We start from the raw sequence: 15210 nt of genomic DNA, 5'->3' as shown, positions 1-15210 counted from the left end.
AAGGAGACTTTTTATGAAAAAAATTAATCTAATATTTTTTTGTTTCACAATACTTCTCAGCACTTTTTTAACTGCCAGTCCCAATATAGATCTTATACAGGGTGCCGAGAAAGGAGATACTGCCCGTGTTTCCTCTGCTTTAAAAAATAATGCTCTTGTAAACTTCACCAATAAAGATGGAGATACCGCCCTTATTATAGCTTGTAGAAACGGTCATACCGACATAGTAAAAGCTCTACTGGAAAAACAGGCCAATGTAAATGTTCAGGACAACGAAGGTTACACAGCTCTTTCAGAAGCCGCTTATTATGGGTATTTAGAAATAGTTACTATGCTGATTCAAAAAAAAGCAGAGGTGAATGCCAGGGATAAACATGGAGATACCGTATTAATGAAGGCTGTTATGTCAGGTTCCGTTCCTGTTGTAAAACTTCTTTTATCAAAAAATGCTAATATTTATTCCGTAAACCGAACAGGCTGGACTGCACTAAATTTTGCTCGTGCAATGGATTATAACCAGATTGCTGAATTAATTATACAGGAAGGAAAGAAAAAGTAATTACGCACAGAGTAAGGATGGACTATAATTTTTTATAGTCCGTATCTTATCCATAATTGCAAAAAACTCTGCTTCATTTTCACATCTCACAAGCTCATATTTAAAAGATTTAGTAAATTCTAATCCTTCACAATACGAGGCAAGATGTTTCCGAAAAAGTTTAAGAGCCATATCCTGATAAAACTCCTTCATATAGTTGTAATGTTCTAATACTACATCAAGAAATTCATCTACTGAAATATTTTGTTTTTCAAGACCGGAAAAAATCCAGGGATTCCCCAAAGCACCTCTGCCTATAAGTACAAGATCTACCCCTGAATCGGCTTTTCGTTTTATCGCAGTAGAATAACTAAGTATATCCCCATTACCAAATATGGGAACTGAAGTGATTTGCTTGATTTCTTTTATAGATTCCCAATCAGCTTCTCCGCTATATTTCATATCTTTTGTTCTTCCATGGACAGAAATTGCTTCCACTCCCGATTCTTCCAGTATACGAACTAATTCTTTATAATTCATAGAAGCTTTATCCCATCCGAGCCGAATCTTAGCTGTAACCGGAAGAGAAACGGCATTACGTAAAGACTCGATAATTTTCCCCGCATAAATTGGTCTTCTTAGTAAGCCGGCACCGGAACCTCTGGCAGAAACCTTAGCAGTAGAACATCCCATATTTAGATCGATTATATCCGGTCCTAGTTGTTCTACAAGCTTTGCTGCTTCTGTCAGAGCATCCAGATTATTTCCATAAATCTGAAAAAGTAAAGGCCTCTCTATTTCTGAATATTTATATAGACGACTGGCCCGAATCGACTTATTTACAATATCATCGGCACTGACAAATTCTGTAAAAGAAAAAGCTGAACCCATTTTTCTTGTTAGCTTCCTATACGGACTATCAGACAGGCCGGCCATTGGAGATAAAGCAATATCTCCGTTTATTAGAATATTACGGATCTTCAACATCTTTCTCTTCCTGGATAATAGCAAAGTCCTGGACCAGATCTTCTTCTTTTAAATCCACAACTTTCACCCCGGCAGTAACTCTTCCTATATGAGAAACTTCTTTCCCTTCCACACGAATCACCATCCCGGATTGAGCAATTACAATGATCTCATCCTCTTCTGAAATACTGGCGATACCCACTGCATTTCCATTCTTATCATTGATTTTTACATAGCCCATTCCCTTTCCACCACGACCTTTAGTGGAAAATTCATCGAAGTCGGTCCGTTTTCCATATCCATTCTCGGTGATCACCAAAAGTTTGGCATCTTCTCTGACTATGCAAGCACCTATTAATTTATCCTCTGCGGATAAACGCATTCCTGTAACACCACCTGCATTTCGGCCCTGATCCCGAACGGTTCCGGTATTAAAACGAAGAGCAAGTCCCTTATGACTGGCAAGAATAATATCGTCTTCCGGAGAAACAATATCTACCCAGATAAGCTCATCACCCTCTTTTAGATTTATGGCAATGATTCCGGATTTCTTGGCATTTGAAAAATTTTGAAGCTTCGTTTTCTTTACTACACCGGAACGGGTCACCATCAGAATAGAATCTTCGGAAAATTCTTTTAAATCACAGATAGAAGTAATCATCTCATCCGGTTCTAAATTAATAATTGCTTTTAAAGACTTGCCTCTTGCTTCCTTACTGGCCTGCGGTATCTCGTGAACTTGAAATTTAAAAACCTTACCTTTGTTGGAAAAAAGCATCAGGCTATCATGGGTAGAAGCAATCTTTATAATTTTAGGAAAGTCCGTTGAACGAGTATTACTTCCCTGTACACCTTTTCCGCCCCGTTTCTGTCTTTTGAAAGTATCTATAGGCAGGCGCTTCATGAATTGGTCATGACTCAGTTGAACTACCACATTTTCATCTGCAATCAAGTCTAAGACATCAAAAGAAGAACTTTCCACAGATTCCGTGCTGATAGAAGTTTTTCTTTCTGTACCATATTTTTTCTCTACTTCTTCTAATTCCGTACAGACTATCTCGCTTACCCTTGTAGGGCTTGCCAGAATATCTTTCAAATCGGCTATCTGGACTCTTATTTCTTCTAACTCTTCGACTATCTTTTTTATTTCTAAGGAAGTTAAGCGCTGTAAACGCATATCCAATATGGCATTCGCCTGGACTTCCGAAAGAGAAAAGGCACTTATCAAAGAGGTTCTAGCAGTGTCAGGGCTTTCCGAAGAACGTATAATGCGAATTACCTCGTCAATATTATCCAGGGCTATTTTTAAGCCGAGTAAAATGTGTTCCCTTTCTTCTGCTTTCCTCAGGTCATACTGGGTTCTCTTTACGATTACAGAATGTCTGTGTTCTGAATACGATTGTAGAATATCTTTTACGGTAAATATCTTAGGCTTATTATCCAGTATAGCCAGCATGGTAATGCCATAGCTGGCCTGTAGCTGGGTAAGCTTATAGAGCTGGTTTAAGATTACCTGAGAGTTATAATCCTTTTTAATATAAATCTCAATTCGAATTCCATGTCGATTTGATAAATCTAATATTTCAGAAATACCTTCAATTGCTTTCTCATTTACCAGTTCCCCTATTTTTTCCAGCATGTGCTTTTTATTAACCTGGTAAGGAATCTCGGTAATAACAATACGTTCCCTATTTTTCTTCTCTTCTACTTCAATTTCTACTTTTGCACGAAGTATAATAGAACCCTTGCCTGTAGAATAAGCGGAATAGAGACCGGCAGAACCAATAATCGTGCCGCCGGTAGGGAAGTCGGGACCCGGCATAATTTGCAATATTTCTTTAACAGTAATATCCGGATTTTTAATGACAGCCACAACCGCACGAACAGCTTCTGAAAGATTATGCGGTGGAATATTCGTTGCCATACCAACGGCAATTCCTGTAGTACCATTTACAAGAATATTAGGAAAATTTGCCGGAAGAACATCGGGTTGCATCCGGGTATCATCAAAGTTCGGAGAAAATGTAACAGTTTCCTTATTTATATCCCTGAGCAATTCTTCTGCTACTTTGGCAAGCCTGGCTTCTGTGTAACGGTAAGCAGCAGGATTATCCCCATCAATAGAACCAAAGTTTCCCTGCCCATCAATTAGTGGAACTCGAAGGGAGAAATCCTGCACCATACGAACAAGAGTATCATAAACTGCTGTATCACCATGAGGGTGATAGTTACCAATTACTTCCCCGACAATTTTCGCGCATTTAACATAGGCTTTATCACTTCTCCAGGCTCTTTCATTCATTGCATGTAGAATTCGTCTATGAACCGGCTTTAGACCATCTCTCACATCGGGTAAAGCTCGACCAACGATTACACTCATTGCATAATCCAGATATGCTTCTTTCATCTGGTCTTCAACTTCAACCGGTATAACCCTCACATCGCTTTCAAGTGCCTTACTTACATCCGGGCGAGATGCAGTAGAAAGTGTTAGTGTTTTTATCTTACCTGATTCTTTTTCTGTATTCATATAGTATATCTTATAAATCGAGATTCATAACCTTAGGAGCATTATCCTCTATAAATCGTCTTCTAGAAGCTACATCATCACCCATTAAAATACTAAAGGTTTCTTCTGCTTCTACCAGATCATCCAACTTAACCTGAAGCATAACGCGGGCCTTTGGGTCCATCGTAGTGTCCCAGAGTTGCTCGGCATTCATTTCCCCGAGACCTTTGTAACGCTGAATGCTATACTTGGAATCTTTACCGAACTCTTTTATTACCTTATCTTTTTCTCTATCCGAATAAGCATAGGTTTTTGAATTTCCTTTTTTTATAAGGTAAAGAGGAGGTTGGGCTACATATAAGTATCCTCTTTCGATTACCTGCTTCATATGCCTGTAGAAAAAAGTTAATAACAGGGTTCGAATATGCGATCCATCCACATCCGCATCGGTCATGATGATAATTTTATGATAACGAATTTTATTCAGGTTAAATTCATCCTCACCTATCCCGGTGCCCATCGCAGTTACCAGAGTACGTATTTCTTCATTCGATAGAATTTTATCTAACCTGGCTTTTTCTACGTTAATAATCTTACCTTTCAAGGGAAGGATAGCCTGCGTATTCCTATCACGTCCCTGCTTGGCCGAACCACCCGCCGAATCACCCTCCACCAGATAAAGCTCGGAAAGAGCCGGATCCTTTTCAGAACAATCCGCCAGCTTACCCGGCAAACCCGCACCTTCTAAAACAGATTTGCGTCGGGTCATATCTCTAGCTTTTCTTGCAGCTTCACGAGCACGAGCAGCCATAATAGATTTTTCAATAATCTTTTTTACAACTTCCGGATTTTCTTCAAAATACAGACTTAAACCTTCCGAAGTAATGGTTTGCATTAAACCTTTCACTTCCGCATTCACCAGTTTTTCCTTGGTTTGCGAGTTAAATTGAGGCTGTGGGACTTTTATGGAAATAACTGTAGTTAAACCTTCTTTTACATCTTCTCCGCTCAAACCGGCTGTAAGTTTCTTTTGAAGATTTGCATCTTTTTTAAGATAGTCATTTAGGGTTCGAGTTAGAGCAGAACGGAAACCTTCGAGGTGAGTTCCTCCAAGATTATTATTGATAGCATTAGTAAAACAAAATACATTTTCTGAATAGGAATCGGAATATTGCAGGGCTATCTCAGCAATAATGTTGTCTCTTGTACCTGTAAAGTGGATCACATCTTTATGGATGGGATGCTTATTTTCATTCAGCATTTCCACGAAAGATACAATCCCTCCAGAATAACAAAACTCGTCCTGATGAATTTCTTCTTTGCGGTGATCTTCAATTTTTATAGTAAGGCCTTTATTTAAAAAAGCCATCTCCCGAAAGCGGGAAGCCAGCATATCATAATGAAACTCGGTAGTAGTAAAAATCTTTGCATCCGGCTTAAATCGAATAGTTGTGCCTGTCATGGAAGCTTCCCCAATTACACTCATAGGTGCAGCCGGAACGCCGCGTAAAAACTTCTGATAATGCCTTTTGCCTCTTTGATCCACCTCGGCTTCCAACCATTCAGAAAGGGCATTCACTACACTGACACCCACTCCGTGCAGACCACCTGAGAGCTTATAGGCATCATTCTCAAATTTACCACCGGCGTGTAGAACGGTTAAAACCACCTCCATTGTTGAAACACCCTTATCAGGATGTATATCAACGGGGATTCCACGGCCATTATCACCTACCTCAATAATATCCCCCGGAAGTATTTTAACGAGAATGTGGGAACAAAAACCTGCCATAGCTTCATCGACAGAGTTATCGACCACTTCAAAAACCATTTTATGAAGGCCTGTTTCATCCTGAGTACCGATGTACATTCCCGGACGTTTTCGAACTGCTTCCAAACCTTCGAGAATTTTTATCTTATCGGCACCGTAATCATTTTGAGAATTCATAATTATTAATAAACTCCAGACTCTCTTTATACTATTTATTATTGGCTTATGAAAGCAACTTTTAATCTTATAAATTATACTGAAAAAGCTCAGTATTTAGTCCAAAACACCAATTAATTCCCTTAATTTGGCTTTTGCCAGCCTGTCTTCTTCCGTTTCGAGTAATTCTAATAGCTCTTCTTTTCCCTTCCAATCCGGTTTCTTTTTTGGAAGTTCTAATACTTTTCGATATGGAATATTTCCGGTTCTAAGTTCCAGTTTTGTAATCCTGAATCCGGAAAAAAGTTCGTTGATCTTATTAATAATTTGGGAAGAAAGAAGAGTTAATTCCATTGTGTAGGCAGAGTGATCTACCAGGACAAGCAAGGAAGCAGGGTAGATTTTTTCCGGCCAGGAATGTTGATAAAAAAGGGGACCTATAATCTTTTCCCATTGAGTCTGAATTTTTTGAAGGGCAACTTTTCTGGCTATTTCTTCCATATCCCCTTCCCAATTCATTGCAAGAAAAGAGAGGTTGATAGAACTAACCTTTTTCATCAGTCTCGAAAACTCCCCCTCCCGTAACCTTGAAAACCTTGTAAGGTCTTCCAAAATTTTCAAAATATTCTCCCATTCCATCCAGATCTGTTGTTGTAAAAAAAACCTGTCCGCAACAAGAAAGTAAATCAAGAAAATATTGCCTTCTTTTAATATCCAGTTCTCTTATAACATCATCTATTAATAATACCGGATACTGAGAACTCAGTTCCTTCATTAATTGGAAAGCAGCCGTTTTTAAAGCAATCACCACACTTCTCTTCTGACCCTGAGAAGCAAATTCTATTAAATCTCTTTCTTCCTTTCCCATAAAAATAAGATCTCTATGTATTCCGGAAGAAGTATAACCCAGGTGTATATCTTTACTTAATGAAAGCTCCATTTTTTGTTCATAGGATGAGAGGTCTGATACATTAGGTTTATAAGTAAAATTAAAACAATCTTTTTCCCCCGAAATTTTCATTAAGTTTGTTTTAAAATATTCATTTAATTGCAGAGCATATTTACTCCTTATCTCCTGGATTAAAGTACCTCTTTCCACTAAAAGTTTGTTCCAGGGAAATAGCTCAGCTTTTAAAACCTGTCGTTTCTTAAGGAGAGTATTTCTCCTTTTTAAAATACCATTATATTCTAATAAATTCTTATAATACCTTCTATCAAAACCTGCAATCAGGGTATCTAAAAATTTTCGCCTTTTCTTTGGTCCTCCTTCGATAATTTCCATATCAACAGGAGAATAGATAATACTTTTAAATTCACCAACGAGGTCCACTTTTTTCGTAACAGCTTCCCCGTTTAATTTCATTTTTATTTTATCTTTATCTAATTTTTGAAAAGCAAATTCAATTCTTTTATCTTCACCCAGACTCTCAAACTCGGCCTTTATGTAGAAAAAAGAGTCATCCCAAAGAGTTAGTTCCCGGTTAGAATTCCCCCGAAAACTTTTAAAGGTACTAATAGAGTGAATTGCTTCTAAAAGGTTGGTCTTGCCCTCCCCATTATTTCCAATAAAAAAGTTAAGTCCATCGGAGAAGACAAGTTCGGTATCTTTATGATTTCTAAAATTCTGTAATTTTAGCTTTTTTAAATACATTAAAGTTTCATAGGCATAATAACTGAGAGGTATTCTTCATCTGAAGGGTCTCTGAAAAGAACCGGAGCATTTGAGCCGGAAAACTCAACGGTTAATTCAGAATCGTCAATAGATTTTACCACATCAATAAGATAATCACCCTTGAAGGCAATGATAGTTTCATCTGAATTATATTCCACTGGTATATTAATATTGATTTCGGTGGAACCCGGAGTAGAAGAGTTTATATGTAAGTGATTATCAACAAACCTCAGACGAATTTGTCTCGAAGGTTCTTCTGCAGCAATAAGGGCCTGCTTAAGAGCGATCTGAAAACTATCCTTATTAATTCTAACGTTTTCACTCGAACTCTTCGGAATCACCGAATCATAATCCGGATAAGTTCCATCAATAAGTTTACATAGAAGCTCTACATTTCCGATAGCAATATAAATTTGTTTATCAATAATACCTACTCGGCCAAATTCATTCAATTCAATCATTTTTTGAATTTCCCGAACAGCTTTATGAGGAATAATGATTCCTGAATCGAAAGGAATTTTATTGGGAAATACCCTATCTACTTTTGCAAGCCTTCTTCCATCGGTACCGATGAATGATACATGCTCTCCTTTAGATAAAACAAACAGACCATTAAACACAAAGCGGGTATCTTCCAAAGCAACAGCATAAGACGTTTTCCGAATCATTTCCAGGAAAGTACGACAGGGAAGTTCAAAAATACTTTCCATATCAACCGTACCTATTGTCTTTATTTCATCTGCATCAATTCCATTGATATTCAATCTAAAATCAATTTTAGAATCAGCATCTGTGATAATCGTTTGAGTGGGATATTCCTGGTCTGTTTCCAGCATTGTATGTTCAAAGTTTATGGTCTTAAAAGCATTACTTAATTGCCTGGCAGGTAAAGAAATGCTTCCTGTCTCAAAAACTTCAGCTTCTACAGAAGTCTTTAATGAAATTTCAAGATCTGTTGCAGAAAGAAAAATTGCTTTTTCACCTGTCTCTACTTTAATATTAGATAAGGCTGATTTAATTTCTCTTGCAGTGATAACTCCTTCTACAGAATTAATTGCTTTTTGAAAATCATGTGTTTTAACTTTAAACTTCATTTAAGTACTCCTGTTTATTTCCTTTTATATATATTTTGTTGTTATTGTTAGGCCTGTAAATAAGTAAATAAGTCCTTACACAAACCGGATACCCTGAAATAGTATAGAAATATGTCTCATAAAATTTGAAAATAACTTTTTTTATAAAGTGAAACTTATTTTTTTAGAGACAATAAGTCATTCATTATGTCTTATTAATAGTTTATAGATGTTTTTTTGATAGTTTATTTACGCTTTATTTACATAATTATTCTGCGTAAAAATTTGCATTTATGAGAAATTTAAATTATGTCTCTTTATTTTTCTCGGATCTCTTTTTGTAGAAGTTCTATTTTTCTCTCAAAAGCAGGCTCTTCTTTTAAGCGGATTTTCATTTTATTTACCGCGTTAATTACTGTGGTATGCTTTGTTTGAAACATTCTACCGATAAGGGTTTTATTTAAGTTTGCGAAGTTGAACAATAAATACATACAAAGATGTCTTGGAAGGATAAATTCAGCTTTACGACTTTTACTTAAAATATCTCGTTTTTCAATAGAAAAATGAGAGGATACGACAGTTATAATTTTTTCATTAAGAGGTTCCAGGTTAGAAGAAGACTGCATTCGATTTTTAAGAATTTCTTTCACCTGCTCCGGGCTTATAATTAAAAGACGATAGGTATTCTTATATAGATACAAATCATTTAAACAACCGATAAGCCGCCTGGTATCTGTCTGGAAGTTATTGGCTATAAACTGATAAGAACTTTCGTCCAGATGCAAATCTAAACCGGATGCTTTCTGCTTGAGTAATGATAATTTGGTGTCTATATCAATTTCCTCCAGCTTTGCCTGAAATCCGGTTTCCAACCTCGATTTTAATTTATCATTGAGGGGAAGTTCGGAACAATACCTATCAGAAGCAATAACAATTTGTTTTCTTCTATCATACAGGTAATTGAAAATGTTAAAAAATTCTTCCTGAGTTTTCTCAGCTCCGCTATTTAAATACTGCATATCATCCACGAGTAGGAGATCGTAAGATTTGTATTTGTTCCGAAAGGCTTCTATTGAATTTCGATTCTGAACATTGCTAACAAACTCCTGTAAAAATGTGGATATCGAGATGTATTTTACAGAAAGGTTTGGATATTTCATTTTATAGGCAGAGCCTAAAGCGTGTAAAAGATGTGTCTTACCGCTTGCGACTCCCCCGTGAATAAAAATAGGGTTAATGCTACCGGGTTTGTCAAGGGCAGCAAGTAAGGCTGTAAAGGCCAATTCGTTTGCTTTACCTTTAACAAAATTATTAAAACTATAATCAGGATTGAAATCAAAATTTTCGTCCTGAAAACCCTGTTTGGAAAACTCCTCTACAGGCCTATCTATATCCGTGTTTATTTCTATATCCGGTTTTAAACCAAAGAGAGAAAACGCGGCCTCTTCTATGTACTTTTGGTATCGTTTTTCAACGTGTTTTTTTATCGCCATAGAAGGCGCTTTTAAAACTATTTTTTTTTCATCATAATGAACCAGATCCAGCGGAGTTATAAAAGGTTCGTAGTACACCGCCGGGATTTTTTTTGAAACTTCAATAAGAATGTTGTTCCATGATTCGTGGTTCATTTCTACTGACAGTAGATTCTGTAGGGGGGAAAAAATCTATTCATTTCTTCCGCTTCGGACTAAAAAAGTAGTACAATTTTTTTTTTATATCATTAGTTTTGGGTACAAGAATTGAATTAAAAAAAGGAAAAAAAAGTGTAAAACATAATTATATAGATACATTAATATGATCTAAAATACTTATTTAATAGCTTCAGCTTTCTTTTTTATTGACTATTTTTAAAATAGGGAATCCTCTGGTTGTATGCAAGGTAAAGATATATATCTCAGGATTTGGAAGAAGATGGATGTGCAGGAGATTAAAGATCATTTAATTACCGTAGATGATCTTTACGGTACCTGCGGTAAATGCAAACAACTTGGTTTAAACTATACGAAGGATAGAAAATGTAAAAATTGTGGAACAGAGTTTCGATACATTACAAGTACATCGAAAGATAAGCAGGACATCATAAAAATACTTGAAAGGATAAAGAAAGACTCTCTATCCCTCACTGTTATTGAACGAGAAGACTATGTAAAGGCTGATGCTTTTAATTCTATAAAAGGTTTATTTAAAGAGTAATTTTCTGGCCCATTTGGGCCTTTTTCATTTTTATACATTGTATATCTTGCTGAATTTTTCCTGCTTTTATATCTTCACAGTTCATTTGCATGATTACCTTATAGCAGCTTCTACTGACCTCCTTTATTACTTCAACAGAGTTTTCACTTAAGTTATGAATAGGTGAATTTTCATTCTTTTTGGTGCATTTATCTTCTCGTAAAAAAGAAGAAGCATAACTTTTCCATGAAGGCTTTAATTTCTGTAGGCTGTCCTTGGAGCAGGAGGATAGTTTTTTGCAAATATCTGAGGCAATCTTCTGAGATTCTTTTCTCCAGCTTGGATCAAAAACCCCTTTACTTTTTTTCTTGCAGGAAATGATGAAAAATAATAAAAATATTAATATAATCTTATATATTAATTGTTTCATGTTTATACCAGCTTTTTCTTTAGATTTGGAAAGGTCTTATATAAATAATCCCATTCTTTTAATTCAACTTCTTTATAAAATTTCTCGAAGAGTTCTTTATTTACAGGAAGAACTGCATAGTATCCTTCTTCTACACTGGCAAAAAGGGGATATACTCCGAGAACCTTGGACATGAACCTGGCAGGTTTCATAATAACAGCGTTTACAGGTCTGTGTGCAAGTTCATAAAATAATTTCATATTTTTTAAAACAGCTTTTAATTGTTCTTCTCTATCTTCTGCGTACCCTAAGTCTATGAAGAATTCATCATATTCTTTTCTGCTTAACCTATCTCCCTTTTCCCAGCCTCTATTTAATAAATAGTTTGCCATTAGAATATCGAGTCTGTCTGTTAGTTCATTCAGGTAGATTAGTTGTTCTATATTCGCTTTGGTTTGTTCTTTAATCATATTCTTTACTTTGTTAAAGGTATCGACTGCTAATCTTGTCCATTCATCTTTACCTTCAAGATTATATAATTTATCAAAAAAGTAATTCACCATTAAGTTTGTTTCTTTTAAAGAAAAATAATGAGCATAGAACTCATGGAATCTTTCTATTTGAGCTCGTATTACTTCCTCTCTTGCAGAATGAATTTGTTCTTGGGTATAAACCAGCATTTTATAGTTCCGGGATAATTTTATAGGATTGGAAACCCTGAGGATCTGTTTCGGTTTCAACAGAGCTGAATTCATTCGGAATATTTACAATTTGCCTGTCAGGACCTTTGGTCGAAAGACGGAAAAGGAAATGTGGAGTTAAGCTTTTGTTATTATTCTTTATTATAAACTTAATATCATGTTTGTAGTTTTGACCCCATTGTTCTTTTGTGATCTCTAGCAGAGTTCCCGGGTTTGGAATGTAAGAGTTATTACTTATAGAATAAATTTTTTCTCCTTTATTATAAATCTTTAAACCCGTATTTTTAGAATCAACTTTAATTGATAAATGGGCCGGAAAATGAAGAGAAAGGTAAGAGACAAAACTATATGAACCTCTATTTTTTAACTGAAAAAATACTTCCAATTCTGTCTCAGATACCTTTCTGGTTTTTATCTCAAGGATAGCAGGGATAGGAATTCCGGATACTTTTGGTAGCATTTCCCTTCCATTAAAAACTAATTCCTGAGCATAAGAAGGATCTTTAGGAAAAATTTGTATACTTTTTTCCCTGGAAATATAGGTAAAACTGACTCTACGAGAATTAAGAAGTAAGGGATGATCTTTTAACTGTTTTTCTCCATCTAAAATACATTTTCCCTGTCTATAAGCAAAAATATTGGAGTAAACCGAATCACTTTTTTTCTGTAAGACTTCAACGAATAAAGAATTAAAATCATCTCCTGCCAGACTCTCTACTAATATACGTTTTATCACCTGTGAATGATGTTTTTTAGAAGTGATCCATTTCTTTAGTTTTTTACTATAGCTGAGATCTTTGTGAATATCATTTCTAAAAGGGAAATTGTATAAACCTGTATAGCTATCCTTTCCATTTTTCTTTAAAATAAGGATTCGTTCTATATCTTTTTCTTCGATTACCAGCAGGGTTTCTAAGTCTTTATCAGAATCAATATTAACAAGTTTTGAGCTTATAACTTTAAAATCAGTTTGCAACTGAAATAGTTTTTGAAGTTCTGTCTCGTTCGGATAGTGTTTCTTTTTGCCTGTACATCCGAGCATGAAAATGAGAAGAATTATACCAAAAAATACTTTCATATACCCCTGATATTGTTTTTCTTTTGTCTTAGGGATTCAATAAAAAATTTAATATACTCTGTAATTTCAATATATTTGTTTTTATCTCTATATGTTCAAACTGAATCAGTATGCGGGATTGTTTTTTGAGCTCATAGTCGAGTTTAGTTCCGATTTTTTTTGTATATCGTTCTTTTTCTATGCCCTCCAATAAAACAGCATGTTGGAGTTGTTTTTCATTTTTTTGATAGAATTCGAATAACATTTTTAATTGTACTTCGAAATTCAAATGAGATTCGGAAGAAATTAGATTTTTATCATTTGTTTCTGATAGGATAGGAAAGTTTTTCGCCTCCGGACTGAGCATATCCCCTTTTGAGTCACGCAAGAAAAAGGAAAGCTCCCTAACATTATCTTCCCAATCTTCTTTTAGTTTTTCCAAAAGGCTTTTTTGTAAAAATATTAGATTCTGACTTGCAATTGTGGTTTCGCTGGCTTCCGTGTTTTGAGATTCTGTTTCTAACACTTTCATTTTCTCAAGACAGATCCAGCAGTCATAAAAATAAGAAATTCCCAGTTTTGTGAGTTCTTCAATCTGTTTATCCGGACTATAGTGAGATAATTCTATAAAATTTCCTGAATTTTTTTTAGCTTTCCCTGAGATAACAGCTCCGGTTTTTTGCAGGGCTTTTAAACTGGAGGGATGAAAATCCTTCCTATCTTCCAGTGAACCGGAATGGAAAAAGCTACCTCTTGAATCACGGGATTTTTTATGAAAGGTCCGAAAACGAGAAGTATCATAAGGGCTTCTTATAGCGGTCATATAATCCTGATTGGATTTAAAAAGAAAAACATCTTCCGGTAGGAAAGGAGTAATCCGGTTCAAAACCTCTATAATTTTCTTTCTGTGTTTTTTTATAGAATGAATAATTTCGGGTGGTCCGAGTATAGTTTTGTCGGGCTTTGGCTTTGGTGGAGGAGCCGGTTTTATCTCATCTATCCGGATCTCTTCCGGTAATTTCCTCGGAGCCTCAATATCAAGGATGATATAAAGAATCTTTTTTGAAAATTGTTTTAACTTTTCCATCCTAAAATTGTATCTTATGAATGACTGAAAAAAAAACAAGAATGTTACTGGAGGCCATGTCGATTTCTCTCAAAACCTGGCTGTTATACAGGTTTAAATTACTCAGGGTTTCATTTTCTGTCATTTGACTTAAGCTTCCATCGGATCGAATGTAAATACTTCCGGGGTCTTCATTCAGGGTTCCTCTGAAAGAGGGAACGGTATGGAAATCTATGCCAATTCCTAGCTGTAAAATAATGGAATCTAAAAGTTTTCGATTGAGGGAGGTTTCAAGACGATAACTTAAACCGGAACCGGAAAAAAAACCTTCTTCTTTTGATAAGCCAAATTTAGTTATGGAAAAACCATTTACATTCCAATAGCTCTGGTTTACACCGAGTCCGGCACCTGCTTCCAGATAAAAACGTCGAAAATACCAGTTATAATAAAAGGAAAGAAATAAATACTCAGTTCTGAGATTATTCTTAAGATAAATGAAATACGGATCCGAATTGTATTCTTTTAATTTCAGATTTCCCTGTTGCATTTTTCCCAGGGATAAACCTGCGGATAATCTTTCATCAAGACCAAGTCGAAAAAAAAATTCATAATTAGAACTGGTTGGAATACGATCCAGTTCTGTTATGTGAAGTCTTGATAAAGGATTGGATTGATAGTTTTTAAGATTGGATATAAACTTATCTTCAGGTCTATAACCCGGTCCGACTCGAAAACCATAAGAGAATGCGTTGGATTGGAGTGTGCTGTTGCACCAAAAGATAAAAAGAAGAAAGATGAATAAAAATCTTATGTATATCCCCGGGTTGAAAGTTTCAGGTTCTGGCAGAATTCAAAGCATTTGCTGGTCGAAATTCCTTCCCGGATTCATCTCTAACCACAAATATATCTTCTGACTCAGGATCACTGGAACGTAGTTTTTCATTATATAATTTTGCTTTTTCTAAGGCCCGTTCTTTAACAGAAGAAGCTCCAACAGTTGTTAACTGAAATGCTTCTCCACTGGGACTAACTCTCCACACCGTATACTGCATAAACTCAGTTTTTGAAGTATGCTAATTACCACAACAAAAAATTAGAAAATAAAGGGAAGTGTCTGGAT

At 35.6% G+C, this 15210-nt stretch carries 15 protein-coding genes; 2 read left to right on the top strand and 13 right to left on the bottom strand.

The features are described 5' to 3' along the window. Positions 1–13: 13 nt before the first annotated feature. Positions 14–559 carry an ankyrin repeat domain-containing protein gene (locus H7A25_02420; GenBank protein ID MCP5498732.1) on the top strand — a complete coding sequence of 182 codons (546 nt, stop codon included), beginning with the start codon at positions 14–16 and terminating at the stop codon, positions 557–559. Here H7A25_02420 and dusB read toward each other — a convergent pair whose 3' ends face one another. From dusB to dnaA, 7 genes are all read right to left on the bottom strand, one after another. Beyond that, positions 560–1525, bottom strand: coding sequence for a tRNA dihydrouridine synthase DusB (gene dusB / locus H7A25_02415; protein ID MCP5498731.1), 966 nt, complete (start codon positions 1523–1525; stop codon positions 560–562). Then, positions 1509–4034, bottom strand: a complete 2526-nt coding sequence (gyrA, locus tag H7A25_02410; protein MCP5498730.1) for a DNA gyrase subunit A — start codon at positions 4032–4034, stop codon at positions 1509–1511. Before gyrA ends, dusB begins: the two co-directional genes overlap by 17 nt. A 10-nt stretch (positions 4035–4044) precedes the next feature. Beyond that, positions 4045–5961 (bottom strand): DNA topoisomerase (ATP-hydrolyzing) subunit B, encoded by a 1917-nt coding sequence (gyrB, locus tag H7A25_02405; GenBank protein ID MCP5498729.1) that lies wholly within the window; start codon positions 5959–5961, stop codon positions 4045–4047. A gap of 96 nt (positions 5962–6057) precedes the next feature. Then, positions 6058–6498, bottom strand: coding sequence for a DUF721 domain-containing protein (locus H7A25_02400; GenBank protein ID MCP5498728.1), 441 nt, complete (start codon positions 6496–6498; stop codon positions 6058–6060). Continuing rightward, positions 6485–7591, bottom strand: a complete 1107-nt coding sequence (locus H7A25_02395) for a DNA replication/repair protein RecF (GenBank protein MCP5498727.1) — start codon at positions 7589–7591, stop codon at positions 6485–6487. The genes H7A25_02400 and H7A25_02395 overlap by 14 nt, the downstream gene beginning before the upstream one ends. Beyond that, positions 7591–8706, bottom strand: coding sequence for a DNA polymerase III subunit beta (gene dnaN, locus H7A25_02390; GenBank protein ID MCP5498726.1), 1116 nt, complete (start codon positions 8704–8706; stop codon positions 7591–7593). The genes H7A25_02395 and dnaN overlap by 1 nt, the downstream gene beginning before the upstream one ends. A gap of 296 nt (positions 8707–9002) precedes the next feature. Then, complete coding sequence (gene dnaA / locus H7A25_02385; protein ID MCP5498725.1) at positions 9003–10313, bottom strand: chromosomal replication initiator protein DnaA; 1311 nt, start codon at positions 10311–10313, stop codon at positions 9003–9005. A gap of 244 nt (positions 10314–10557) precedes the next feature. Between dnaA and H7A25_02380 the strand changes: the two genes are divergently transcribed. Beyond that, positions 10558–10878 carry a hypothetical protein gene (locus H7A25_02380; GenBank protein ID MCP5498724.1) on the top strand — a complete coding sequence of 107 codons (321 nt, stop codon included), beginning with the start codon at positions 10558–10560 and terminating at the stop codon, positions 10876–10878. Here H7A25_02380 and H7A25_02375 read toward each other — a convergent pair. The 6 genes from H7A25_02375 to H7A25_02350 form a co-directional block, all read right to left on the bottom strand. Beyond that, entirely contained in the window at positions 10868–11287 is a 420-nt protein-coding gene (locus H7A25_02375) for a hypothetical protein (protein MCP5498723.1), read from the bottom strand. The two genes, H7A25_02380 and H7A25_02375, sit on opposite strands and share 11 nt — an antisense overlap. A gap of 2 nt (positions 11288–11289) precedes the next feature. Next, positions 11290–11946 carry a hypothetical protein gene (locus tag H7A25_02370; protein MCP5498722.1) on the bottom strand — a complete coding sequence of 219 codons (657 nt, stop codon included), beginning with the start codon at positions 11944–11946 and terminating at the stop codon, positions 11290–11292. Between the two features lies 1 nt (position 11947). Beyond that, positions 11948–13045, bottom strand: coding sequence for a hypothetical protein (locus H7A25_02365; protein ID MCP5498721.1), 1098 nt, complete (start codon positions 13043–13045; stop codon positions 11948–11950). A gap of 28 nt (positions 13046–13073) precedes the next feature. Continuing rightward, positions 13074–14111: a hypothetical protein gene (locus H7A25_02360; GenBank protein ID MCP5498720.1), complete on the bottom strand. Its 1038-nt coding sequence runs from the start codon at positions 14109–14111 to the stop codon at positions 13074–13076. 1 nt (position 14112) lies between these two features. Beyond that, complete coding sequence (locus H7A25_02355; GenBank protein MCP5498719.1) at positions 14113–14637, bottom strand: hypothetical protein; 525 nt, start codon at positions 14635–14637, stop codon at positions 14113–14115. Between the two features lie 286 nt (positions 14638–14923). After that, complete coding sequence (locus H7A25_02350; protein MCP5498718.1) at positions 14924–15142, bottom strand: hypothetical protein; 219 nt, start codon at positions 15140–15142, stop codon at positions 14924–14926. Positions 15143–15210 lie beyond the last annotated feature (68 nt).

The organism is Leptospiraceae bacterium (assembly GCA_024233835.1).
Lineage (GTDB): Bacteria > Spirochaetota > Leptospiria > Leptospirales > Leptospiraceae > JACKPC01.
The sequence above is the reverse complement of the archived record's forward strand: the minus strand, read 5'-3'. Positions and strand labels throughout refer to the sequence as shown.

Bases quoted from the DNA above. Each gene is read 5' to 3' on its own strand.
- H7A25_02420 (MCP5498732.1), top strand. From the start codon at position 14: ATGAAAAAAATTAATCTAATATTTTTTTGTTTCACAATACTTCTCAGC.
- dusB (MCP5498731.1), bottom strand. From the start codon at position 1,525: ATGTTGAAGATCCGTAATATTCTAATAAACGGAGATATTGCTTTATCT.
- gyrA (MCP5498730.1), bottom strand. From the start codon at position 4,034: ATGAATACAGAAAAAGAATCAGGTAAGATAAAAACACTAACACTTTCT.
- gyrB (MCP5498729.1), bottom strand. From the start codon at position 5,961: ATGAATTCTCAAAATGATTACGGTGCCGATAAGATAAAAATTCTCGAA.
- H7A25_02400 (MCP5498728.1), bottom strand. From the start codon at position 6,498: ATGAAAAAGGTTAGTTCTATCAACCTCTCTTTTCTTGCAATGAATTGG.
- H7A25_02395 (MCP5498727.1), bottom strand. From the start codon at position 7,591: ATGTATTTAAAAAAGCTAAAATTACAGAATTTTAGAAATCATAAAGAT.
- dnaN (MCP5498726.1), bottom strand. From the start codon at position 8,706: ATGAAGTTTAAAGTTAAAACACATGATTTTCAAAAAGCAATTAATTCT.
- dnaA (MCP5498725.1), bottom strand. From the start codon at position 10,313: ATGAACCACGAATCATGGAACAACATTCTTATTGAAGTTTCAAAAAAA.
- H7A25_02380 (MCP5498724.1), top strand. From the start codon at position 10,558: ATGCAAGGTAAAGATATATATCTCAGGATTTGGAAGAAGATGGATGTG.
- H7A25_02375 (MCP5498723.1), bottom strand. From the start codon at position 11,287: ATGAAACAATTAATATATAAGATTATATTAATATTTTTATTATTTTTC.
- H7A25_02370 (MCP5498722.1), bottom strand. From the start codon at position 11,946: ATGCTGGTTTATACCCAAGAACAAATTCATTCTGCAAGAGAGGAAGTA.
- H7A25_02365 (MCP5498721.1), bottom strand. From the start codon at position 13,045: ATGAAAGTATTTTTTGGTATAATTCTTCTCATTTTCATGCTCGGATGT.
- H7A25_02360 (MCP5498720.1), bottom strand. From the start codon at position 14,111: ATGGAAAAGTTAAAACAATTTTCAAAAAAGATTCTTTATATCATCCTT.
- H7A25_02355 (MCP5498719.1), bottom strand. From the start codon at position 14,637: ATGCAACAGGGAAATCTGAAATTAAAAGAATACAATTCGGATCCGTAT.
- H7A25_02350 (MCP5498718.1), bottom strand. From the start codon at position 15,142: ATGCAGTATACGGTGTGGAGAGTTAGTCCCAGTGGAGAAGCATTTCAG.